At 51.0% G+C, this 22,258-nt stretch carries 21 protein-coding genes; 16 read left to right on the plus strand and 5 right to left on the minus strand.

Annotated elements, in window-relative coordinates; translation table 11 throughout:
• Window positions 1–495: 495 nt before the first annotated feature.
• Window positions 496–1,272: a Cof-type HAD-IIB family hydrolase gene (locus ACLUYS_RS04200; RefSeq protein WP_412659200.1), complete on the plus strand. Its 777-nt coding sequence runs from the start codon at window positions 496–498 to the stop codon at window positions 1,270–1,272.
• Between the two features lie 75 nt (window positions 1,273–1,347).
• On the opposite strand, the gene ACLUYS_RS04205 is transcribed toward ACLUYS_RS04200, so the two are convergent.
• A complete protein-coding gene (locus ACLUYS_RS04205; RefSeq protein ID WP_412659202.1) occupies window positions 1,348–2,532 on the minus strand; it encodes an MFS transporter in 1,185 nt (394 codons plus the stop codon).
• Window positions 2,533–2,640: 108 nt separating this feature from the next.
• Here ACLUYS_RS04205 and ACLUYS_RS04210 point away from each other — a divergent pair, with 108 nt between their 5' ends.
• The 5 genes from ACLUYS_RS04210 to ACLUYS_RS04230 all read left to right on the plus strand — a co-directional run bounded on the left by ACLUYS_RS04210 (window position 2,641) and on the right by ACLUYS_RS04230 (window position 6,048).
• Window positions 2,641–3,558: a helix-turn-helix domain-containing protein gene (locus tag ACLUYS_RS04210; RefSeq protein WP_412659204.1), complete on the plus strand. Its 918-nt coding sequence runs from the start codon at window positions 2,641–2,643 to the stop codon at window positions 3,556–3,558.
• 84 nt (window positions 3,559–3,642) lie between these two features.
• Window positions 3,643–4,200 (plus strand): methylated-DNA--[protein]-cysteine S-methyltransferase, encoded by a 558-nt coding sequence (locus ACLUYS_RS04215; protein WP_353887487.1) that lies wholly within the window; start codon window positions 3,643–3,645, stop codon window positions 4,198–4,200.
• A 262-nt stretch (window positions 4,201–4,462) separates the two neighbouring features.
• A complete protein-coding gene (locus tag ACLUYS_RS04220) occupies window positions 4,463–4,723 on the plus strand; it encodes a MerR family transcriptional regulator (RefSeq protein WP_412659205.1) in 261 nt (86 codons plus the stop codon).
• Between the two features lie 125 nt (window positions 4,724–4,848).
• On the plus strand, window positions 4,849–5,367 hold the full coding sequence (locus tag ACLUYS_RS04225; RefSeq protein ID WP_288876007.1) for a flavodoxin: 519 nt from the start codon (window positions 4,849–4,851) through the stop codon (window positions 5,365–5,367).
• A 75-nt stretch (window positions 5,368–5,442) separates the two neighbouring features.
• On the plus strand, window positions 5,443–6,048 hold the full coding sequence (locus ACLUYS_RS04230; RefSeq protein ID WP_230268487.1) for a DapH/DapD/GlmU-related protein: 606 nt from the start codon (window positions 5,443–5,445) through the stop codon (window positions 6,046–6,048).
• 171 nt (window positions 6,049–6,219) lie between these two features.
• Here ACLUYS_RS04230 and ACLUYS_RS04235 read toward each other — a convergent pair whose 3' ends face one another.
• A complete protein-coding gene (locus tag ACLUYS_RS04235) occupies window positions 6,220–7,842 on the minus strand; it encodes a hypothetical protein (protein WP_412659208.1) in 1,623 nt (540 codons plus the stop codon).
• Window positions 7,835–8,554 (minus strand): ABC transporter ATP-binding protein, encoded by a 720-nt coding sequence (locus tag ACLUYS_RS04240; protein WP_288339390.1) that lies wholly within the window; start codon window positions 8,552–8,554, stop codon window positions 7,835–7,837. The genes ACLUYS_RS04235 and ACLUYS_RS04240 overlap by 8 nt, the downstream gene beginning before the upstream one ends.
• Before the next feature lie 400 nt (window positions 8,555–8,954).
• Here ACLUYS_RS04240 and pyrH point away from each other — a divergent pair, with 400 nt between their 5' ends.
• The 5 genes from pyrH to ACLUYS_RS04265 all read left to right on the plus strand — a co-directional run bounded on the left by pyrH (window position 8,955) and on the right by ACLUYS_RS04265 (window position 13,133).
• A complete protein-coding gene (pyrH, locus tag ACLUYS_RS04245; protein ID WP_230266624.1) occupies window positions 8,955–9,659 on the plus strand; it encodes a UMP kinase in 705 nt (234 codons plus the stop codon).
• Window positions 9,660–9,723: 64 nt separating this feature from the next.
• On the plus strand, window positions 9,724–10,269 hold the full coding sequence (frr, locus tag ACLUYS_RS04250) for a ribosome recycling factor (protein WP_230266625.1): 546 nt from the start codon (window positions 9,724–9,726) through the stop codon (window positions 10,267–10,269).
• Between the two features lie 78 nt (window positions 10,270–10,347).
• On the plus strand, window positions 10,348–11,085 hold the full coding sequence (locus tag ACLUYS_RS04255) for an isoprenyl transferase (protein ID WP_412659214.1): 738 nt from the start codon (window positions 10,348–10,350) through the stop codon (window positions 11,083–11,085).
• Window positions 11,075–11,851 carry a phosphatidate cytidylyltransferase gene (locus ACLUYS_RS04260; protein WP_230266627.1) on the plus strand — a complete coding sequence of 259 codons (777 nt, stop codon included), beginning with the start codon at window positions 11,075–11,077 and terminating at the stop codon, window positions 11,849–11,851. The genes ACLUYS_RS04255 and ACLUYS_RS04260 overlap by 11 nt, the downstream gene beginning before the upstream one ends.
• 79 nt (window positions 11,852–11,930) lie before the next feature.
• Window positions 11,931–13,133, plus strand: coding sequence for a M50 family metallopeptidase (locus tag ACLUYS_RS04265; RefSeq protein ID WP_230266628.1), 1,203 nt, complete (start codon window positions 11,931–11,933; stop codon window positions 13,131–13,133).
• 116 nt (window positions 13,134–13,249) lie between these two features.
• Here ACLUYS_RS04265 and ACLUYS_RS04270 read toward each other — a convergent pair whose 3' ends face one another.
• Window positions 13,250–13,996, minus strand: coding sequence for an SseB family protein (locus ACLUYS_RS04270; RefSeq protein ID WP_230266629.1), 747 nt, complete (start codon window positions 13,994–13,996; stop codon window positions 13,250–13,252).
• 112 nt (window positions 13,997–14,108) lie between these two features.
• Window positions 14,109–14,837 (minus strand): PAQR family membrane homeostasis protein TrhA, encoded by a 729-nt coding sequence (gene trhA, locus ACLUYS_RS04275; protein WP_230266630.1) that lies wholly within the window; start codon window positions 14,835–14,837, stop codon window positions 14,109–14,111.
• Between the two features lie 396 nt (window positions 14,838–15,233).
• Here trhA and ACLUYS_RS04280 point away from each other — a divergent pair, with 396 nt between their 5' ends.
• The 5 genes from ACLUYS_RS04280 to ACLUYS_RS04300 all read left to right on the plus strand — a co-directional run bounded on the left by ACLUYS_RS04280 (window position 15,234) and on the right by ACLUYS_RS04300 (window position 22,038).
• Window positions 15,234–18,179, plus strand: a complete 2,946-nt coding sequence (locus ACLUYS_RS04280) for an AAA family ATPase (RefSeq protein ID WP_412659211.1) — start codon at window positions 15,234–15,236, stop codon at window positions 18,177–18,179.
• Window positions 18,180–18,276: 97 nt separating this feature from the next.
• Window positions 18,277–19,236 (plus strand): signal recognition particle-docking protein FtsY, encoded by a 960-nt coding sequence (gene ftsY / locus ACLUYS_RS04285; protein ID WP_230266632.1) that lies wholly within the window; start codon window positions 18,277–18,279, stop codon window positions 19,234–19,236.
• A gap of 6 nt (window positions 19,237–19,242) precedes the next feature.
• Complete coding sequence (gene ylxM, locus ACLUYS_RS04290) at window positions 19,243–19,548, plus strand: YlxM family DNA-binding protein (RefSeq protein ID WP_230266633.1); 306 nt, start codon at window positions 19,243–19,245, stop codon at window positions 19,546–19,548.
• 380 nt (window positions 19,549–19,928) lie between these two features.
• Window positions 19,929–21,122 (plus strand): acetate/propionate family kinase, encoded by a 1,194-nt coding sequence (locus tag ACLUYS_RS04295; RefSeq protein WP_230266634.1) that lies wholly within the window; start codon window positions 19,929–19,931, stop codon window positions 21,120–21,122.
• Window positions 21,109–22,038, plus strand: a complete 930-nt coding sequence (locus tag ACLUYS_RS04300; protein ID WP_230266635.1) for a DHH family phosphoesterase — start codon at window positions 21,109–21,111, stop codon at window positions 22,036–22,038. The genes ACLUYS_RS04295 and ACLUYS_RS04300 overlap by 14 nt, the downstream gene beginning before the upstream one ends.
• Window positions 22,039–22,258: the final 220 nt, after the last annotated feature.

Here is a 22,258-nt window from a genome sequence, read left to right on the forward strand (position 1 = left end):
ATTATCCCAAGGAGGCGGTCGAGAAAATACCCGTCTTTTATTTGACGCTTACAAAATACGGTTCGTTTTCCGGACTGGAATCCAAATCCAGTTTGTACATTCCGAATTTTTCGAACGTTTTTCTAACTGGCCTGTCTTTCTGAAGACCAGGAGCCGACAGAGCATAGTCGGCGGCGAAAGAAGAGTCGGTTTTGTTCAAAGGCAAGATTATCCAACAAAACGCAAGATCGTTTAACACGTTGCCAAAATGGAATATCCGCTTTTCTATTCTCATAATCTGCCCCGCACACAACCCAAAGACCCTTTCAAAAAACGTCCCGCGAAGAAGCCAGAAGATTTGGCCAGGCTTTGCGGGATGTGTCTTTCAATGGCCTGTAAAGCGGTTGCGTCCAGTCGGGCAGTCTTCTTTCGAACGCAAGTCATTTTGCGCATTAAAATGGAAGTGCAAAAAAACGATATTTCTTGAAAAAGCCGAAAGGAACAGGAGGAGCGGATATGCAGATTAAAGCAGCGTTTTTCGATATTGACGGGACTTTGCTTTCCCACAAACTGAAGGCAGTGCCCCAGAGCGCACTCGATACGATTGAACAGATGCAGAAAAAGGGAATTCTCTGTATAGCTGCAACCGGCCGTTCCATCATGGAGTTCAATCGTCTGCCTACCCGGGGGATTCGAATGGATGGCTACATTGCGCTGAATGGTCAGCTTGTTCTCGATCAGAATCAGGAAATTCTGAGCGCCCATCCGCTCGAAGATTCCGCCAGAAATCATCTTCTGAAACTTTTCAACGAGAAAGACATTCCGGTTCTGCTGATTGAAAAAGACCGTCTGTATATCAATAAAATCGACGATCAGGTCAGAGCAGCCAACAAGGCTGTTTCCACGCCGCTGCCGCCGGTGGATTCCTGGTCGGGAAATCCTGTATATTCGGCGATTGGCTATGTTCCCAAAGAAAAAGAAGAAGAGCTCCATGCTCTTCTTCCGGAATTCACGATTACGCGCTGGTGCGATCAGGCGGTCGATCTACTTCGAAAAGGCGGCAGCAAGCAGGCGGGCATCGAAGAATTTCTGAAGTTCCACACTATTCGACCTGAAGAAACCATCGCGTTTGGCGATGGAGAAAACGATCTCGAAATGCTCCAGCATGCGGGTATCGGCGTTGCCATGGGCAATGCCAAAGCGATCATTAAGGAAAATGCCGACTACGTTACAGAGGATGTAGAACACGACGGGATTCAGAAAGCCGCGCTTCACTTCGGTCTGATTGACTGACCATTTTCACAGAACATTTATAAGCATTACCAGACCTCACAAAACATACTGCCGGACAGATTCGACTGTCCGGTTTTATTTCGCTTTTTGAACGGCGGGCTTGCGCGTCTGCTTCTGAAGCCGTTCATGCATGCCGGTCATAAGCAGCAGAATCGCCAGAAGATAGATCGGGAAAATGGAAATCGATAAGAAGCGGGAAAGAAAGCCAAACAGCGGCGGCATGACGCAGCTGCCGATATAGGCACTGGCCATTTCCACACCGATGATCGCCTGTGAGCGATCCGCGCCGAAATGATCCGGGGTGGAATGAATGATGCTTGGATAAATCGGAGCGCAGCCAAGTCCGATCAGAACAAGACCGACAAGCGCAGCCGTTTCATCTAAAGGGAGAAGCAGAGCGGCACCGCCAATCACGATGATACCCTGACCGAAACGGACCATTTGCGCATCGTTCATTTTCAGGGTAAGAAAACCGCCTAGCGCACGGCCGATCGTAATGCCGATGAAAAACAGACTCGCAAAGCTGGCTGCGGTATCGGCTGCGATTCCCTTGGCAACAACAAGATAGCTGCTCGCCCAGAGTCCGGCTGTCTGCTCGAGCGCGCAATAGCAGAAAAACGTAATCATGACGGCTCTCACACCGGGAAGAGTGATTATGGCTTTCAGCCTCAGCGGTTTGGATGGTTCTGTATCGGAATCATCGGAACGGACCGGTCTGTCTTCCCAGAGGGGAAGACTGAGAAAAATAATGGCGGTAATAACAATCTGGATGATGCTGATGAGACGATAGCCAAGACTCCAGCTGTGTGCTTGAGTAAGTGCGAAGCCCATGATGTATGGACCGATGGAAGCGCCGACACCCCACATGCAGTGAAGCCAGCTCATGTGCCGGCTGGCGAAATGCAGAGCCACGTAGTTGTTCAAAGCGGCATCGACACTGCCCGCGCCAAGACCGTAGGGAATGGCCCACAGGCAGAGCATCCAGAATGAAGAGCTGATGGAAAAGCCAAACAGGGCGATAGCGGTCATAGCGACGCTGCAGACGGTCACTTTTCCAGCGCCAAATTTACGGGTGAGCCGATCGCTCGAAAGGCTGGAGATCACCGTACCAGCGGAAATGATGAAGAAAATGATCCCCGACCAGGAAAGCGGCACTCCAAAACTCGGATACATGGACGGCCATGCAGAGCCTAAAAGCGAGTCTGGAAGGCCCAGACTGATAAACGAAAGGTAGATCACAGCGAGAAGCAGATGAACCATGAATTGTTCCTCCTTGATTTCTGCTAAGAAAATATCACTGAATTGATACCCAATGTTAGGATAAAATCGACAGGTTTTCAGGAGAATATCACCCAAAGGAGAAAACGGATGGCTTTAAACGCATGCAAGACGATTCAGGTTGACCGACAGGGAAGAGAGCAGATTGAACATGGAACGCCTTTGTTTCCGATCGCCTGCTATCACGACAACATCAGCGAAAGGGAAGTGGCATGGCACTGGCATGAAGAACTCGAAGTTCTTGTCGTCGAAAGCGGAACGGTGCGTGTGGCGGCCAACGGAGAAGACTGTCTGCTCCATGCGGGAGAAGGCGTCTTTATTCAGACGGGTGCGCTGCATGGCGTGTGGCCGGCCTCAGGTGAAGTCTGCCGTATTCATTCTCTGGTGTTTCATCCGCGTTTAGTCGGCGGAAGTCTCGACAGTATTTTCTGGCAAAAATATCTGGAGCCGCTTCTGAGTGATTCCTCCATTTCCATGATCCGTCTGGATCCCTGCGTATCATGGGGTAACGAGGCCTGCGAGGATATCGAAAGCGCGTGGCAGCTTTGCGTAAAGGAAGAAGACGGCTACGAGTTTCGGGTACGGGATCGTCTTTCTCATCTGCTCTTTACACTCGGAAAATCCAGACAGCTGATGGAGCAGAAGCCATCGCGCAAAGCCAGACGGGATGGCGAGCGGATCAAAATCATGCTTCAGTACATACAGGACCATCTGGATCAGCCGCTTTCGCTGGCAGATATTGCCAGGAGTGCACATCTGAGCGAAAACGAATGTCTGCGCTGCTTTAACCGTATGATCGGCAGTACGCCCATTCGCTATATCCGCGAACTGCGCCTGCAAAAAGCAGTATCCCTGCTCGTACAGACGGATGGACGTATTTCGGACATTGCTGCGCAGTGCGGGTTTCTGGAGATGAGTTATTTCGCTCGCGTCTTTCGAGAACGAAACGGCTGTACGCCAGGGGAATATAGAAAACGGTATGGCCCGATGCCGAAGGAAAGCCTTTAAACCAGCGATTTGAACTGGAGCAGGCATTTTGAAGATTTGTTTTCGATCCAGTCGCCAGGATTGTCGTTAAGGAGGAAGACGAAAATGGAACAGATGGTTATCACGTATTACGAGTCGCCGCTTGGAGAGATCACGATCGAATCCGACGGAAACGCGATCACCGGTCTCTGGTTTGAAGGCCAGAGAGAAGCGGAAAAAATCAAAGCGGATTCCGAGAAAAACAGCGCAAATGATTCAGATGAGGATCTGCCGGTATTTGAACAGGCCAGAAAATGGCTGGATCTCTACTTTGCGGGGGAAAACCCGGATTTTCGGCCGGAACTCTCGACGCAGGGCACTCTGTTTCAGCAGGAAGTCTGGGCCATTCTTAAAGCCATTCCGCTTGGTGAGACGACGACGTACGGCGATATCGCCAGAACGATCGCCGCAAAGCGCGGTATGTCCAGAATGTCGGCGCAGGCGGTTGGTCAGGCGGTCGGCTCCAATCCGATCTCGCTTATGATTCCCTGTCATCGCGTTCTGGGCTCCAATGGATTGCTGACCGGCTATGCGGGCGGTGTAGACCGAAAACGGGCTTTGCTTGAGCGGGAAAAAAGCGGAAAAATCGCATCCCCGAACAATGAAAACACCGAAGAAAAATAACTGCTTTAAACCGATCCAGATGGAACTGGCTTTCAAACTTCCAAAACACAGTCTGGACTCCAATACGGGTTCGTTCCCTTTATGAGAACGAGCCTTTTTTGCGTTTTCAACCCATGCCAGAGCAGCCATAAGTGCAGAACAGATGCCGCAAGGATGAATGAACTGAATCTGCACAGAAAAAGGTCGGAATTCGGGAAAAATCCGCCATTTCAATGAGTATGCAGCTTGATCTGGAGTGAACTCGAGGTTGTATAACGTGCTCATGAACATTGCAGAAGTCAGCAAACTCTATGACATCAGTCAGGACACCCTGCGCTCCTACGAACAGATCGGCATGATCCCGCCGGTGACCCGCACCGAGGGCGGCAAGCGGGACTATCAGGAAGAAGATCTTCGCTGGGTCGAACTCGTCAAATGCATGCGCCGGGTCGGTCTGCCGGTCAAATCGATCGTGGAATACGTGACGCTTTATATGGAAGGCGATCAGACCATTCCGGATCGTCTCGAACTGCTTCAGGAATAGCGGCTCGAGCTGGAAGAGCAGAAAGCCCGGATCGATCAGATGATTCAGCGCCTTTCATGGAAAATCGAACGCTACAAGGAAGCGCAGATCACAGGCGTTCTGAACTGGGAGAAAAAGGAGGATTTATGAAAAGTTTAGTCGCTTACTATTCCCGCACAGGAGAAAACTATTTTGGCGGGGATATCCGTACCATCACCGAAGGCAATACGGAAAAAGCTGCGAAGGAAATCGCAAAGCTCACCGGAGCGGATCTTTTTGAAATCCGACAGAGCGATCCGTATTCGGATACGTACATGACTTACATTCAGCAGGCGCAGGACGACTCGAATGCACATTGCCGTCCAAAGATAGAAAACCTTCCAGCCAGCCTGGATGAATACGCTGAGATCTGGCTTGGCTTCCCAATTTACTGGGACACCATGCCGATGGCCGTTTTCACCTTTATCGACGCCTATGACTGGAACGGCAAGATCATTCATCCTTTCACCACCCACGAAGGCAGCGGACTTGGCCGCGTGCCGGCGGATCTGGCCAAAGAAGCCAAAGGCGCCATCATCACGCAGGGGCTCGCAATTCACGCCAGCTATGTCGATCGCTCGAAAGCCCAGATCGATCACGGGGTCAAAGTCAGCTCGACCAAATAAAAACAGAAGAAACTGGCAGAAAACAGCCTGAGAGAATATCAAAACAGAAAACCGAAAGGATGGAGGAACGAGACGATGGAAAATAAAAACGCTGTAAAAGCAGAAGCCGAAGAAGATGTATACGCGCTGATGGATCAGGGCGGTCCAACGGATAATCGAAAGCCATATTTCCGCCCGGCGGTGGATGAAATGATGCGTTCCCGAACGCTCTGCGCAAAAGCCAACCGAAAACTTCCCGATGATCCGACGTATATGGACGATCTGCGCGAGCTGTTTCATTCCGATCTCGACACCATCCGTGTCCTGACTCCGTTTCAGTGCGATTTTGGAAATCGTGTGAAGTTTGGAAAAGGCGTTTTCATCAACCATTCCGCAATTCTTTCCGCTTCCGGCGGCATTGAATTTGAAGACGGCGTCATGGTGGCCCCCGGCGTTCGGATTGCAACAATCAATCATGACATGAATGAACGCCATACGATCTATACCTATGGCAATGTAACCATTCACAAGAACGCCTGGATCGGTATGAACGTGACCATTTGTCCCGGGGTAACGATTGGCAAGTACGCGGTAGTCGGTGCCGGCGCCGTAGTTACGCACGAAATTCCTGACTATGCGGTAGCCGCCGGCGTTCCTGCCAAAGTCATTCGTATGCTCCATCCAGCCGAGCAGAAAGAATAAGCCGAAAAATGGCAGCAGGGAAAACGAACACAGAATAAGTTCAAATTGGAATGAAAAAAGCGCAGCTCTTCCACGGAAAAAAGGGAAGAACTGCGCTTTTCGTCTGCAGTCTGGTCAAATTGACCAAAGCGGGGGTCCGGAGCTTTTGAACAGCCCGCAAATCGTAGAATTCTAGTATTTCTTCTGAATGATGCGTTTCATCCAGGCTTCATACAGGAAGATCAGCACAATGATGCCAATGACTGTGAGGAGTGTCGGAACCCATAAAAATTCAAAGCAGAGAAGGATGAGTGCGACATAGGCAATGGACAGAATCATGTTCGCCATAATGAGGCCGGCAGCCGACCAGTTGTTTTTGAGCGCTTCGTATTCGGTACTCCAGTTCAGTCTGGGAAAGAGAAGGTCTACAATCGCACCCGACTGGCAGGCAGGAATGGAAACCAGAGCCGAGGTCAGAATAAACAGAATGTCCATCCAGAAGGGGATGCTGATCATGTAGTGAATCAAAACGAGATAAAGGAGCGTTGGAAAGAAGGTAAACAGATAGGCGGTCACCAGTTTGACATGAATCTGGGTCAGGAAGGGTACCGGAATGCTTTTCATCCAGTCCACGCCGCGCTGCCCTTCCCGGGTAATCGCCGTGGCGGCAATCATGTTCATGTCTCCGCTGAAGAGAACAAGAACCGAAGCGGCCAGAATCGGCAGGCCAATCTGCATGGACAGGTCGAGAGAAGCGATATTTACCTGCTTCGCCATATCCATCAGTTCTGCAATCGACGGATTGTTCAGAATCACGATCAGAATAATGATCGGACCAAGGAAGGAAGAAAAGACGCAGTTGATCAGATAGGTCGGCGAGCGCAGAAGATTTTTCAGATCGGTTTTGAGCAGCTGACGAAATGCGGTCTGCTTCTTTCTCGAAAAGACGGCTTTCTTTTTCTGAACGGAAGAGGATGAAGCCTGCGAGCTCATGACGGCGGGCAGATAGAACCGATCAGCGCACCAGGCGAAAGCCAGCGCGCTGATGACGGTGCAAAGAAGCAGCCAGAGCAGCGAGAGGAAGGATCCGTCAAGAATGAAGGAAACCGACCAGTTTGTCTGAAAGATGATGTTGCTTCCCATGGAAAACATTTCCGGATTGTTCGTGAGAATCGCCATAACGTTATCGGTCTGTGCACCGATCTGACCGGTATACATGGAAGACATGCTGATGGCGATCGCAAAGATGATGCTGACTGCACCGAAGATCAGATTGAATACATCCTTATTGTGAAAGAACGGAAGGAACCGCATCACAAGCAGGATAATCAGTCCCATGATAAAGACCATAGAAAGCAGACTCAGAACCATGGACAGGGCCATGGCCAGAATCTGTCCAATCGACAGCGCGTGCAGGAAGGCAGCTGCCCCAATGCTTCCAAGACCGATCACGACGGCGAAAGGAAGGACAGACAGGAAGACAACGATCGTTTTCGCTCCGACAATCTGCCAGGGTTTCAGCGGAAGCGGAAGGAGAAAACGCGCATCCTGCGAAAAGTAGAAGATGGAAGGAAACATGTAGAGCAGCTGGACCATACAGAGGATGGCGGTAAAGAAGAATGTCATCTGAATGGCCATCTTCACAAAACCCATCTGATAGATCACGCCAAACTGCACAGCTATACCAAGTGCAAGCAGCACCATCAGAACAGCTGCGCCAAGCCCGGTCAGAAATTTTTTGCCGAAGAAATTGTTCTTTGTGGAAGAGAAGGTACCTTTGAGCAGATATTTCGTCAGCACCAGCATCTTATGCATCGGCGGTAACCTCCAGGAAGATTTCTTCCAGCGAACGATCCGGATACAGATCGCGGAGCGCCTCGAGCGTTCCGTCATACACGATCTGACCGCTCTTGATCATCAGAATTTTGTCACACAGTTTTTCTGCGACTTCCAGAACGTGGGTAGAGAACAGGACCGTATTTCCGTTTGCGGCATGTTCTTTCATTTTCTTCTTTAACAAAAAGGAAGACGTCGGATCCAGACCGGTCATCGGTTCGTCGAGAATCCAGTTGTCCGGATTGGAGACGAGAGCGCCGATCAGAATGGTTTTCTGACGCATGCCGTGGGAATAGGAGGCAATTTTCTGCGAGAGCGCGTCCGTCATTTCAAATTCGGCGGCGAGCTCTTCGGTTCGCTTTTTCGCTGTTTCCGGATCCACTTCGTAAATGGCGGCCATCATTTCGATATATTCCATACCGCTGAGCCGCAAGAAGAGGTCAGGGGAATCGGGAACGAACGACAGTTTCTTCTTAGCCTCTTCTGGCTCTTTGGAAATGTCGATTCCGTCGATGAGAATGGTACCTTCATCGGAATGGAGAATTCCGGTGATCATGTTGAGGGTGGTTGTTTTGCCCGCGCCGTTTGGACCGATAAAGCCCGTGATCGATCCGGCGGGAATTTCTGCGGTGCAGTGATCCACAGCGGTTTTATTGCCAAAGGTCTTTGTTACATCGCAAAGCTGAATCATAAGGATTTCCTTTCTTTCCCTGAAAAGCAAAGGGAAAATCGGTCCGGAAATTCCGGATACCGGTTTTCGGCTGCTTCTTCTGGATTCTGGCCGCTCTCTGACCAGAACGAGGGCAGACGAAAACTGTTTCCATTATTGAATTGCCCGAAAAGGTAATCAACGGATTTTCAAAAATGTTAGAAAAGGAATCGGGAATTATTAATCAATCCTGTGTGCAATGAAATTTCCTGATTCAGACAGGATGAGTTTGGAAAGAAACGGTGTCATTTTCCCAGCAGAAAACAGGAAAAATCCTGCGAAGAAAAGGAGAGCCGGGAATGGTCTGCACGCAATGGCCGTTTCTATTTTTTTGACCAAGCCTCATGTATAATGTACGGGAATGAAAAGGACCGATAAACCAATGTATAAACGTGTTTTGCTTAAATTGAGCGGTGAAGCGCTGTCCTCAAAAGACATCAACCTGGACCCGGCGATTCTGAAAACGCTGGCGAAGGAACTCAAGGCTGTTAAAGAAACAGGCGTCGAACTCGCAATTGTCGTGGGAGGCGGAAACTTCATCCGCGGCAAACAGATTCAGGATATGGGAATGAACCGTGCGCAGGCCGATTATATGGGGATGCTGGGAACGGTCATCAACGCGCTGGCTGTCCAGAATGCGCTGGAAAACGAAGGCGTAGATACCCGCGTGCAGACTGCAGTCGAAATGCAGAAAGTGGCTGAGCCATTCATCCTGCGCCGTGCTCTGCGTCATCTCGAAAAAGGCCGTGTCGTTATTTTCGGTGCCGGAACCGGATCGCCGTATTTCTCGACCGATACAACGGCTGCTCTTCGCGCAAGCGAAATTGATGCCGATGTCATTCTGATGGCGAAAAACGGTGTGGACGGTGTTTATGACAGCGACCCGAAAAAGAACCCGGACGCCAAACGCTACGATCATCTGACCTATCTCGATCTGCTCAACAAAGATCTGAAAGTCATGGATTCGACCGCCATTTCCATGTGCATGGATAATGACATTGATCTTGTTGTCTTCAACATGAATGAACCGGGCAACATTGAAAAAGCGGTTCTCGGCGAAGTAGACGGAACAACCATCACCCGCTAGAGACCCATTTGCCCAACGCTCTGGATCAGAAGTTCTGATCCGCCTAAGTAATAAGGAGAAAAATATGGAAAACCAGTATCTTGAAATGGCTGAACTGGAAATGGATGAAGTCATTGAAAACTTTGAAAATAACCTCAAAACCATCCGTACCGGCCGCGCTTCCGCGTCCATGCTCGATCGCGTTCGCGTAGATTATTACGGCGAAATGACACCGATCAACCAGATGGCAAAAATCTCCGTTCTCGAAGGAACGCAGCTCGTGGTTAAGCCATACGACCGTTCCATGGTCAAAGGCATCAACCATGCCATTTCCGCTGCCAACCTTGGCGTTACCCCGCAGGCTGAAGCCGACTGCATCCGCATCAACGTGCCGCCTCTGACAACCGATCGTCGTAAAGAACTCGCGAAAGAAGCGAAGAAATACGCAGACCAGGCCAAAGTCAATCTGCGCAACATCCGCCGCGATGCCAACGACAAGATCAAGAAAGACAAGGAAATTTCCGAAGATATCCAGAAGGAATGGCTCGACGACTGCCAGAAACTCACGGACAAATACGTGAAGAAAGTGGATACGCTCGCAGACGCTAAAGAAAAAGATCTGCTCGGCTAAACATTTAGGAACCCATTCAAAAAGCCCGCTATGGGCTTTTTTAAAAGAAACAGCACAGCCGGAAACTGCCGGCTGTGACTGTTTTTCGATTATGTAAAAGAGGAACGAACTATGGAAAACATTCCAAAGACGGTCGCCATTATCATGGATGGTAATGGGCGATGGGCTAAGTCCCGCGGACTGCCCAGAACCGCCGGTCACAAAAAAGGAGCGGACCGGGTACGCGATATCGCGCTCGAAGCACAGAGACGCGGTGTCGAAAAACTGATTCTGTATGCCTTCTCCACGGAAAACTGGAAAAGACCGGTAGATGAAGTCTCCTATTTATGCAAGCTGCCGGGAATGTTTTTCTCCAGATTCATTCAGGAACTCATGGACAACGACATTCGCGTAACGTTTGCGGGAGAAATTGAACGCTTCCCCCAGAATACCCGGGATGTCATTGAAAAAGCCGTACGGCAGACCAGCCACAACAAGGGTATGGAACTCTGTCTGGCGATTAATTACGGAAGCCGCCGCGAAATGTTACTTGGGATGCAGAAGTATGCCGATGAAGTCGCTGAAGGCGAACGGAAAAACGATCTGAGCGAAGAAGAATTTTCTTCCTATCTTTTCGTTCCAGAAGATATCGATCTTCTGATTCGCACGAGCGGGGAAGTGCGTATCTCGAACTTCCTGCTCTGGCAGATCGCATACGCGGAAATGATTTTTACGCCGATCGCATGGCCGGATTTTGATGAAGCTGCACTCGATGAATGCCTGAAAGAATTCGCGCACCGCAGCCGCCGCTTTGGAGGACTGGTCGATGAAAACTAGAATTCTGACGGCTATTGCGATTATAGCGGTCGTTCTCTATCCCATTCTGGCTGGCGGAACGGCTCTGCAGATTCTTGCCGTCTTCATTGTCGGCGCCGGTGCCTATGAATGGCTCCATTGCCTGAAAAACTATAAAAAATGGGGAATTCCCGTAACCGCAATTTCCATTCTCTGGGTTTTGGGACTACCCTGGGCAATTGGCTATTTTGGCTCTCGCGTTCTGTATACCTACGTCATGCCGATGATTCTGCTGATCTGGGCACTCCCTGTTTTTGTGAAGAGCTTTGATGAAACAAACTGTTTTGCAACCCTCGCGTTTCTCGTCATTTTTGGAATGGCGTATCTCTGCATGCAGTTTTTCATGGATCAGCCGTCCTACTTGTGGACCGTCGTTCTGGCTACGTACGGCAGCGATACCGGTGCCTACTTTGCGGGCCGGTTCTTTGGCAGGCATAAGATGATTGAGCGCGTTTCTCCGAAGAAGACCTGGGAAGGCCTCTTTGGCGGCTGGGTGTTTGGCTTTCTGCTTTCCTTCCTGGTCAGCCTGTTCTATGTGAAGGGCCTTAATTTTGGCCTGAATCTTGCCGTCTGCATTCTCGCTCCGGTTTTCGCCGAACTGGGCGATCTCTGCTTCTCGGTTTTCAAGCGCCACTATCGCATCAAGGATTTTTCCTCCCTGCTTCCAGGACATGGCGGCGTGCTCGACCGGGTCGATTCTCTGCTGATGAATTTCCTGTTATTTGGGATTCTCTACAGCTTTCTTTAAGATTTATTGGATATAATCAACGCGCCTGTACCTTTCGTATCGGCGCGTTTTTCGATTCACGTTTTAGAAAGGAATCCATATGATCAATGTCCTGATCAGCCTGCTGGCATTTATTTTCATGCTCGGGCTAATCGTTATTATTCATGAGCTGGGCCACTTTCTGGCAGCGAGAGCTTTTGGCATTCACTGTCACGAATTTTCCATCGGCATGGGTCCGGCCATTTACCAGAGAAAAGGCAAAAATACGATCTTTTCCATTCGTGCCATTCCGCTGGGCGGCTATGTGAGCATCGCTTCCGATACGGGCGAATACCCGGAGGCGGAAGAAGCCGAAGACGATGCCAGGGAAGTCGTCGATGCAGACTATTCCGAAGCATCCGATGAATTAAAACAGGAAATCCCCGTGCTTTCGGATGATAAGACGAAAGAAAAAGAAGCGGATGAAGAGGAAGACTGGAACGCGAAAGTTCCGCCTGAACAGAAACTCGATCATCGTCCCGCCTGGCAGCAGGTCATCGTCCTTCTTGCCGGTGTGACGATGAACATCGTTCTGGCTCTCTGTCTTATGGCGGTGTTCATCGGCGCGCGCGGTTATGTTCCAATGCCGACTGAGCCAGTCGTTGCGGAAGTCTTTGAAAACTCCCCCGCGCAGGAAGGCGGTCTGCAGCCAGGCGATCGCATCGTCAAAATTACGGCCGAAGACGGCAGCACAGTTGAACCAAAAGAACTCGATGATGTTACGGAGTTTCTCGTCTACAATCACGGCGAATCCGTCTACACCGTATTGCGGGACAATCAGGAAGTGGAACTGAAAATGACACCGCAGTTAAACGAAGAAAGCCGCTCCTATCTTCTTGGCTTTTCCGCGGCAGCTTCGTTCAAAGAAGTCCATGGTCTGGAATGCATCGGCTACGCCTGGGATGAACTCTGGGACAATACCATGCTGATCTTCCGCTCGCTGGGCAATCTCACGCAGGGCAAAGGAACGGAATCTCTCTCCGGTCCGGTCGGCATTTACAAAATGACCGATCAGATTGTCAGCTACGGCTGGATGCCGTATATCGCTCTTTGCGCGCTGATCTCCCTGAACGTCGGCATCTTCAACCTGCTCCCGCTGCCCGCTCTGGATGGAGGACGCATTTTCATCCTCCTGTTTGAAAAGCTCTTCCGGAAAAAGATGCCGCGCAAGGCGTTCGAATGGGCCATTCTGGGAAGCTATGTTCTTCTCTTCGGACTGCTCATCTTCGCCACCTGGAACGATATCGTAAACTTCTTCCTGTAATAGGAAGTGGAAACCAATTCTCAGCCAAATTCAGGCTAGAAAAACTTTCTGAATCATTTGTCCATATCAAAAAGGGCGGCAGCAGATTTTGCGATCTGCTGCCGCCCTTTGAAGGTTTATTTACGAATGTAAACGGGTTTGAATGTTTCCACGACTTTGGAAACGAGTTCGTCATCGGCCAGAAAGGCGCGCATTGGACCGGCTTTCTGAACGCTCAGAAAAGCCGAAGCAACGGGAATCGTCTTGTTAAGGTCGCCGGAATCGATATCCGCGACAACCCCCCAGCCTTCAGGCTGTCCTTCTTCCTGCGTACGTACCAGCCAGAGACGGGCGATATCTGGATCTAAAGCGGCTGTTTTGGCCAGAGAGAGAACGGCTGCCGGTTTTGCTTCATGGACATCTTCAAAGAAGGAAACGGCTACACCGGCTTCGATGGTACCGGCATGGGAGCTGACTCTGGCTTCCTGGAAGGAGCCAAGGAAGCTTTCCTTATCAAAGGTGATCGGCGTGCCTTCCGGATTGAAGAGCAGGAAGCCGATTTCCTTATGCGCACGCAGCAGCTTCAGCAGTCCCTGGAAGCTGATCTGAATCGCGTGACGGGAAAGTTTCTGTTTTCCCAGTTCGTCCTTGTCGGTGAACACCGGCACAATGCTGCCTTTGGAAGATTGAAAGTCGATGAGGTCGAGCGGGGCAGTGTCCAGAAAGTCCGGATTGCTGAGATCGGCAGGCTTCGGGGCCTCGGTCAGAATGATGTAATAGTTTGATTTGGGAAAGCCCTCGTAAAGGAGCTTCGCGTTTTTTTCGCTCTTGTCCTGAACAAAATTCGTAATCAGCTGTCCAAGAGGAAGTGTAGATAAAGCCATAAAATCACCTTTCTTAAGACCGGTTCCCACAAGAACGGTCAGATTTTCTTCATTTTGACATCAAAAACCGGACCTGTCATCTGTTCCATGAACACGAGGAGGAATTTGTCAATTAAAGATAAATCATAATGGCGCAAAGGTGAAGAATTGCTGCCGCAGCAATCATCAGATGCCAGACAAAATGGGCATACGGTTTCTTCCGGGCGTAGAAGAAGGCGCCGATGGTATAGAAAATGCCGCCACCCGCAATCAGAAGCACAAAGACGGGACCGCATTTCATCCAGACCAGTGGCAGAACGAAGATCGCCATCCATCCCATTAACATGTAGAGCGTCATGGAAATCGCCGGATGGGAGTATTTGGAAATGCTTTTGAGAAGAATGCCTGCAATGGCCAGAATCCATTCCAGTGCGAGAATGGCGTAGCCGACTGGACCGCCAAGCAGAACCAGACAGATGGGCGTATACGTCCCCGCGATCGCTAACAAAATCGAGATGTGATCCAGTTTTCGAAAGACCATTTTCCAGGTCGTATCGTAGGGCATGATGTGATAGAGACAGCTTCCGCCAAACATGAAGATCATGCAGATCAGGTAAATGCCGATGCCGACCGTTCCCAGCCAGCCCGCTTTCTGCCAGGCGATGACGGAAAGAACGGGCATCGCAAACAGGAGAAGAAACATCATCACGCCATGGCTGACGGCGTTGCCGACTTCCTCGCCAAAGCTGAGATGAAACGTATCTTTCATCAGGCGGCGGCTCATTTTGGGTTTATGGTTTGGCTCTTCCGGTTGATCGGAAAGATTGGGATTGGGCAGAGAAGAATGAAGAACAGATTCCATACGGAAACTCCTTTCGAAAAATGGAGAAGCGTGCAGGCCGGTGCAGCCGGGTTGGCAGAGGCTCTCTAACTAGTTTTTATTCTACTGTAATCTAGAGATTAAAACCAGATGTAAGACCTGTCCTTTGGAAAACGTCATAAATACAGACTGGAAGGGGTGTCTTTGATCCCTTCTTCTGCCTGAAGCATGTACCTCTTGATTTGCGGCGTCTGGTTGCCCGCTTCCGGTCTTTCGCTCCATATATATACGGATCATCATATGTGAATCATCGTTTCTCCAGCGGATGTCTTCACGCTGGATAAGACGACAGGCAGTGCGCTTTTCGCATAGGCAAGGCAGATTTGAAAAGAGGGCTCACTAATGAGAAAATAGGCATTCAGGAAAAGGAGGGCGCCAATGTTCTTAAAACGGATTGAACTAAGCGGATACAAAAGCTTTGCCAATCGAAGCGTTCTGAACTTTGAAGAACCGCTGACCGGCATCGTCGGTCCAAACGGCTGCGGAAAGAGCAACATCACCGATGCCGTTCGCTTTGCGCTAGGCGAGCAGTCTGCTAAATCACTGCGTTCTGGATCCAGCCTGAATGAAATGATTTTCGCGGGAAGCCAGAGCCGCAAGCCGGTCAACATTGCCCGGGTTACGCTCGTTTTCGACAACTCGCAGAAAATCTTTGATTCCCCCTATGAAGAAATTGAGATCACCAGACAGATTCAGCGCGGATCCTCGGAAATTTCCAACTGGATCAACAAAACGCCCTGCCGTCTGAAGGATATTCAGGATCTGGTTATGGATACCGGCCTGGGAAGAGATTCTCTTTCCATTATTTCGCAGGGCAACATTTCTTCTTTTGCGGATGCACGGCCGGAAGAACGCCGTCTGCTTTTTGAAGAAGCGGCCGGTGTAGCCAAATACAAAAAGCGCAAAAAGATTTCGCTGGCCAAGCTCGAAAACGTCAAAGCCAATCTGGAACGTGTACAGGATCAGGTTGATTCTTGCGCGTCTCAGATGAAGACGCTCGAACGTCAGGCTGAGAAAGCGGAACAGTATCTGGCCTGCAAGAAGGAACTTGCGGATATCGAGATTTCGCTTCTGGCGATGCAGATCGAAGAAAACAAGGAAAAGGAACTGGAACAGAAAGCTGCGCTTGAGCGCATGCAGACCCGTCAGAATGAACAGAACCGCATCAGTATGGAAGCGGATCAGCAGATGGAAGCACTGCAGGAGGAAATCCGGCATACCGACGCAAGACTCGTGAATCTGCAGAACGAGCTGGCCCGCGTCATGGAAGAGTCGGTTTCCTTAAACAAGCAGAAAGCCATTCTGGATGAGCGGCGCAAAATTTCGCTCTCTTCTGCGGACAAGCAGGCCAGAGCCCAGTCGCTTCTCGAACTGTTTTCAGAAGCCAAATACGAATACGAAGACCGCCGGCGAAGACTGGCGGCTATGAAACTCGATACGCAGACCCGGGAAAGTCACCAGCAGAAGGCATTAGGCGAAAGCCGTCGTCTGGTCGAAGAAAGCCGCCGCATTGAAAACGAGATTCATTCGCTTCAGAACCAGCTCGCCGGTGTCGAATCCCGTCTGGCTCATCCGCCTTATCGTAACCATGGCGTACAGGCCGTTATGCACAATGCCTCCCGCCTTTCCGGCATTTGCGGTCTCGTGCAGGATCTGCTCGAATGCGACGACGAATACATGAACGCGATTTCTGTCGCGCTCGGTTCCGCAAACGAACAGATTGTTGTGGAAAGCGACAGCGATGCCCGTCGGGCCATCGGCTGGCTGAAACGCTCCGGCGCAGGCCGGGCGACGTTCCTGCCGCTTTCGGTATGCAAGGGAAGGTATCTGCAGGACTGGCAGCGCTCGATCGCCATTAAGCAGCACGGCATTCTCGGCGAAGCCAGCCGCTTCGTTCGATGCGAACCGCGCTATGAAGCGCTGCGCGACCGCCTGCTGGGCAGTATTCTGATTGCCTCCAGTCTGGAAGAAGCCAACCAGGCCGCCCGGGCGCTGCGTCAGTCGGTTAAGATCGTTACGCTTGGCGGCGACGTCGTTCACGCGGGCGGTGCCATGACCGGCGGATCGCTTCGTCCAAACGTCAACCCGATTCCGGCTCTGAAAAAGGAAAAGGAACGTCTGCTCGATGAAATCGCAGCGCGCAGGGAAGCGCTTGGCGATTTGCAAAGAGAATTCGATCAGGCGCAGGCGCAGACGTCGCAGATGGGCAGTGAACTGCTTCAGATGAAAATCGAGCAGGAAAAGCTCGCCAGCATCGTGCAGGTCAAAAAGGAAAAATACGAATCGCTCCAGAGACAGATCGCCCAGCTCAATCTCGATCCGGTTCTGGATGAAGAAACCGGCGCGGATGCGGCGACCGAACTTGTTGAACGCATTTCGGCCCTTCACGCGAAGTCCGATGAGCTCAACGCGCAGATTCGCATGGACCAGGAAAAGAAAACCGCTCTGCACGAACAGAGCGCCAGAGCCAGCGAAACGCTGCGAAACGCCAGACGCGAGCTGACGAGTCTGATGGAAAAAACGTCGAAAGCGCAGTCCGAACTCGCCCGTATTCAGACCCGTCTTGAACAGGATCTGCTCCGTCTTGGTTCGGATTATTCGCTGACGTTTGAAGCCGCAAAAGCGAAAATGCAGCCGATCGAACCCGTGTCGGCCAGAGCGCAGGTCAAGAAACTGCGCTCGCAGATCGTCGCGCTGGGCAGCGTGAACCTCGAAGCGCCCGAACAGCTCAAGGAAGTGCGGGAACGCTATGAGTTCCTTACATCGCAGATGGAAGAGCTCATATCCGCCAGCGAACAGATTCTCGGCGCCGTCGATGAAATGGATCAGACCATGATCACCCAGTTCAAGGACATGTTCGACCGCATCAACGGCTGTCTCGATGAAGTGTTCCAGTCCATGTTTGGCGGCGGCCGCTGCCGGCTCGTTCTCTGCGAACCGGATAACCTGTTAGAAAGCGGCGTCGATGTCGATGTACAGCCCCCTGGAAAATCCGTCAAGAATCTGCAGACGTTCTCCGGCGGGGAAAAGGCGCTGATTGCGATCTCGGTGCTGTTTGCTATATTAAAAGCTAGAACCGTACCTTTATGTATTTTTGACGAAGCGGAAGCGGCCCTTGACCAGGCCAATGTAGAACGCTTCGCTCGCTACCTCAAGCGCTTCAAGGACCAGTCGCAGTTCATTACCGTAACGCACCGTCCGGGAACGATGGAGCAGTGCGACACGCTCTTTGGCATTACCATGCAAAAAGACGGCGTCAGCCAGGTGCTCAAAGTTCAGCTCAAGGACGCAGCTGGAGCAGCAGGCGAACCAGCGCAGGCTTAAGCGCATTGGATATAGCAGCAAAGAACCAGAAATCACCAGAAAAAATCACTGAAAAAAAGTATGAACCGGAACTCTAGCCGGAGAAGGAGGGCTTGGCATGGCCTTTTTTGAAAAACTGAAATCCAAGTTTGTCCGTTCCAAAGACAAGGACAAATACCTCAGCGGGCTTTCCAAAAGCCGGAAAAGCTTCGGCGACCGGATCCGCGCGCTGTCCAACAGCTTTCATGGCATCAACGATGAACTTCTCGAAGAGATCATGATCATCCTGCTCGAAAGCGACATGGGCATTCACACCGCACAGAAAATCGTGGACGAATTTGAAGCCCGTTCCAAGGAAATCAAAAACTACGATTCCATGGAAGACTACCTGATTCAGATTCTTTACGATTTCTACAACCCGGAAAAAGAAGAACCGTGGCACTTCAACGAAAACGGTCCGACCGTCATCCTGATGGTTGGCGTCAACGGATCGGGAAAAACGACCACAACCGCAAAGCTGATCAACTTCTTCCAGGAAACCGGAAAGACGGTGGCTGCAGCAGCCGCCGATACGTTCCGTGCCGGGGCAGTCGAACAGATTGAAATCTGGGCCGAACGGCTGAACGCCCCGTGCATCGCCGGCAAGGAAAAGCAGGATCCGGCCAGTGTTATTGTAGACGGTTGCCGCTACGCAAAAGACAACCAGATCGATGTGCTGATCTGCGATACCGCCGGCCGCCTTCAGAACAAGACGAATCTGATGAAAGAGCTCGAAAAGATGAGCCGTGTTGCCGGACGCGAAATCGAAGGCGCCCCGCACGAAACGTGGCTCGTTCTCGATGCGACAACCGGACAGAACGGCATTTCGCAGGCGAAGGAATTCATGGAGGTCACCCCGGTAACGGGTATTATCCTGACCAAAATGGATGGTACCGCAAAAGGCGGCGTCGTTATGGCGATCCGCGATCAGCTCGGTCTGCCGGTCCGTTTCCTCGGACTGGGTGAAAAACCGGAAGATCTGCGCCCGTTCGATCTGTCTTCCTATCTGATCGGCATCACCAAAGGACTGGAAGACTAGTCGAACATGATTTCGCATCTTGAAGCCAACGATCTGTTTGATCTGTACAGCCTCCTGCTTTCGCCCAGACAGCAGGAAGTGCTTTCGCTTTATTTCCAGGAAGACTTTTCGCTTTCGGAAATCCGGGAAAATCTCGGCATTTCCAAAGCAGCGGTGTATGACGCCCTTCAAAAAGGGGTAAGCGCCATGGAGCAGTACGAAGAAAAGCTCCATCTTCTGGCGTATCGAAAAATTATTAACGACTATATCGCGGACCATCCCGAAGCCAGAGTGCTCGAAGAAAAGCTCGAAGCGATCGGCGCGTCCGATTAAAAAATCCATCTATGCCTGCAGCCGGCTCCCGCCTGCGCGTCCAGACATGGATCCATTCAGAACTACGGCAGAGGAAGAAAAGCCTCTGCCTTTTTTTCGAAATCCGTTTTGTTTCGGTTTTGAATTGTCTTTGCAAAATTTGCGCTCGACGTACTGGAGGTCCGCGGTGCCTGTCCACCTGCTCGAGTGACCAGAAAAGCCAATCGCTTATACACAAGCGGTTTTTCGATCGTTCGAAACCGCGCAGCAAGACTCCCTTCGTTTTCCGTAATTGCGGTAAATATTTCAATTTCTAGGACGGAAATCACAGGGATTCATCTGCGGATGAAAAAGGTTGTACACTGAAAGAAGCGAAACCTAGAGAAAAGGAGATTTTTAAAATGGCAATTGTTATGTCAGTCAATGCCGGCAGCTCTTCCCTGAAATTCCAGGTTTATGAAATGCCGGAAGAAAAAGTTCTCGCCAAAGGACTTGTTGAACGTATTGGTTTAAACGATGGAGTGTTCTCCATTACCGTGGACGGTCAGAAATACACCACCACCTGCGATATCCCGGATCACGAAGCTGCAGTACGCATGCTCGTTGACGCTCTGCTCGAGCACCACGTTGTAAATTCCCTCGATGATATCAAAGCCGTTGGCCATCGTATCGTACACGGCGGCGAATTCTACTCGGATTCCGTTGAAGCCAGCGCCGATGCGGTTGAAAAAGTCGAAGAGTGTATCCCCCTTGCACCGCTGCACAACCCGGCAGGTCTTGTAGGATACAAATCCTTCTCCAAACTGCTCCCCGATGCCAGCCAGACTTTTGTTTTTGATACAGCCTTCCATCAGACGATGCCGGCAGAAAACTTCATCTACCCGATTCCTTACGAATACTACGAAGAAGATAAAATCCGCCGCTACGGCTTCCACGGAACAAGCCACAAGTATCTGACGCAGCGCTATGCCGAAATCACTGGCAAGAAGCCGGAAGACGTTCAGATCATCACCTGCCACCTCGGAAACGGCGGTTCCATCACCGCGGTTAAAGACGGCAAATCCTTCAAGACGTCCATGGGTCTGACTCCGCTGGCCGGTATCGAAATGGGTACCCGTTCCGGCGACATCGATCCAGCCATCCCAGGCGTTCTGATGCAGCGTCATAACCTGACTGCACAGGAAGTCGACAATATCCTCAACAAGAAATCCGGTCTGCTTGGCGTATCCGGCGTATCTTCCGACAGCCGCGATATCGAAAACGCAGCCAAGGAAGGCAACGAACGCGCAAAACTCGCCAGCAAGATTTTCGATGACCGCGTTATTGAAACCGTAGGCGGCTACTATGCCCTGATGGGCGGCGCAGATGCCATTCTGTTTGCGGGAGGCATTGGCGAAAACTCCATCACAACCCGTGAAGCCATCATCGACGGTCTCGCTGCTCTGGGTGTAAAACTCGATCACGAAGCCAACAACTGCCGCGGCAAGGAAGTGAAAATTTCTGCAGATGACTCTTCCATGGACGTGTATGTCATTCCGACAGATGAAGAAGTCATGATTGCCCGCGACGCCTACAAAAATCTTGCCGCTGAATAAAGAAGTACAGCCTCTGTTTGACGCATTTGATCAGGCAGAGTCGATCGTCGTATTCCATCATTTTTTTCCGGACCCCGACGCCCTGGGTACGCAGATGGGTATGGCTGAGTTTTTAAAAGCACGCTATCCAGACAAGACGATCCTCATGGCGGGGAGCCAGGAGGGCATGGATTCGATCAGCGATGCACAGATGGAACAGTCTTTAGCGCTTCTGTGCGATACCGCGACCGGCGAGCGTGTGGATGATCTTCGCTTTACCCGGGCAAAAAAGATTGCCCGTATTGACCACCACATTCAGCTCGAAGACTACGGCGATCTTGATTACGTCGATGAAAAATCGGCGGCCGCTGCTCAGACCGCAGTCGATATTCTTAAAAAGCATGGCGAAACCCTGACGCCTAAGGCTGCCCAGCATTTCATGGAAGCTCTGATGTCCGATACCCAGCGCTTTACGTTGCCCAACGTCAGTCCGGCGACGTTTGAAGCCGCAGCGTGGCTGGTCGGCCAGGGCGCAAGCGTGCAGAAAGCGGCGCTGAATCTCTATTCCAAAACCGTTTCGCGCAGCGTCTATGAAGGCAAGGTGCTTTCGAAACTTTGCGTACTCGATCGTCTGGCGATTGCGGTGATGAGCCGGGAAGACTACCTGTCCATCGGACTGCCTTTTGAAGACGCCAAATCGGTGGTCAACATCATGGGCAATCTGGATGGCGTGGAAATCTGGGCGCTCTTTACTGAGGAATCTGACGGCGTGCATTATCGCGGTTCGCTGCGTTCGCGCTCGATCGCGGTCGACGCGCTGGCCAACGAATGGCATGGCGGCGGTCATAAAAACGCCTGCGGCGTTAAGAATCTTACCGCTGCCGACGTGGAAACGATCACGCAGCAGCTGCGCAGACTTTCGCTTTCCAAAGACTAGATGCAATATGGGAATCGAACGATTCCAGAAACGGGATCAGGAGATTTCAAATACAAAATTCAAGCGATAAATTCGGCTGTCCGACCTGGGAAAACTCAGAGCGGACAGCCTTTTTTCACGCCGTTGTGTCGGCTTTCGACAGGCTTTTGCGAAGCACTCTGTCCGGCGTAAGCGTCAAATAAAAGACGGGTATTTTCTCGACCGCCTCCTTGGGATAATT

The organism is Allobaculum sp., assembly GCF_047010065.1.
Lineage (GTDB): Bacteria > Bacillota_I > Bacilli_A > Erysipelotrichales > Erysipelotrichaceae > Allobaculum > Allobaculum fili.

What these genes read in the sequence shown, in the direction of transcription:
- ftsY (WP_230266632.1), top strand. Translation starts at nt 18,277, where the DNA reads ATGGCCTTTTTTGAAAAACTGAAATCCAAGTTTGTCCGTTCCAAAGAC.
- ACLUYS_RS04295 (WP_230266634.1), top strand. Translation starts at nt 19,929, where the DNA reads ATGGCAATTGTTATGTCAGTCAATGCCGGCAGCTCTTCCCTGAAATTC.
- ACLUYS_RS04210 (WP_412659204.1), top strand. Translation starts at nt 2,641, where the DNA reads ATGGCTTTAAACGCATGCAAGACGATTCAGGTTGACCGACAGGGAAGA.
- ACLUYS_RS04260 (WP_230266627.1), top strand. Translation starts at nt 11,075, where the DNA reads ATGAAAACTAGAATTCTGACGGCTATTGCGATTATAGCGGTCGTTCTC.
- pyrH (WP_230266624.1), top strand. Translation starts at nt 8,955, where the DNA reads ATGTATAAACGTGTTTTGCTTAAATTGAGCGGTGAAGCGCTGTCCTCA.
- ylxM (WP_230266633.1), top strand. Translation starts at nt 19,243, where the DNA reads ATGATTTCGCATCTTGAAGCCAACGATCTGTTTGATCTGTACAGCCTC.
- ACLUYS_RS04230 (WP_230268487.1), top strand. Translation starts at nt 5,443, where the DNA reads ATGGAAAATAAAAACGCTGTAAAAGCAGAAGCCGAAGAAGATGTATAC.
- ACLUYS_RS04270 (WP_230266629.1), bottom strand. Translation starts at nt 13,996, where the DNA reads ATGGCTTTATCTACACTTCCTCTTGGACAGCTGATTACGAATTTTGTT.
- trhA (WP_230266630.1), bottom strand. Translation starts at nt 14,837, where the DNA reads ATGGAATCTGTTCTTCATTCTTCTCTGCCCAATCCCAATCTTTCCGAT.
- ACLUYS_RS04220 (WP_412659205.1), top strand. Translation starts at nt 4,463, where the DNA reads ATGAACATTGCAGAAGTCAGCAAACTCTATGACATCAGTCAGGACACC.
- ACLUYS_RS04240 (WP_288339390.1), bottom strand. Translation starts at nt 8,554, where the DNA reads ATGATTCAGCTTTGCGATGTAACAAAGACCTTTGGCAATAAAACCGCT.
- ACLUYS_RS04280 (WP_412659211.1), top strand. Translation starts at nt 15,234, where the DNA reads ATGTTCTTAAAACGGATTGAACTAAGCGGATACAAAAGCTTTGCCAAT.
- ACLUYS_RS04215 (WP_353887487.1), top strand. Translation starts at nt 3,643, where the DNA reads ATGGAACAGATGGTTATCACGTATTACGAGTCGCCGCTTGGAGAGATC.
- ACLUYS_RS04265 (WP_230266628.1), top strand. Translation starts at nt 11,931, where the DNA reads ATGATCAATGTCCTGATCAGCCTGCTGGCATTTATTTTCATGCTCGGG.
- frr (WP_230266625.1), top strand. Translation starts at nt 9,724, where the DNA reads ATGGAAAACCAGTATCTTGAAATGGCTGAACTGGAAATGGATGAAGTC.
- ACLUYS_RS04235 (WP_412659208.1), bottom strand. Translation starts at nt 7,842, where the DNA reads ATGCATAAGATGCTGGTGCTGACGAAATATCTGCTCAAAGGTACCTTC.
- ACLUYS_RS04205 (WP_412659202.1), bottom strand. Translation starts at nt 2,532, where the DNA reads ATGGTTCATCTGCTTCTCGCTGTGATCTACCTTTCGTTTATCAGTCTG.
- ACLUYS_RS04225 (WP_288876007.1), top strand. Translation starts at nt 4,849, where the DNA reads ATGAAAAGTTTAGTCGCTTACTATTCCCGCACAGGAGAAAACTATTTT.
- ACLUYS_RS04200 (WP_412659200.1), top strand. Translation starts at nt 496, where the DNA reads ATGCAGATTAAAGCAGCGTTTTTCGATATTGACGGGACTTTGCTTTCC.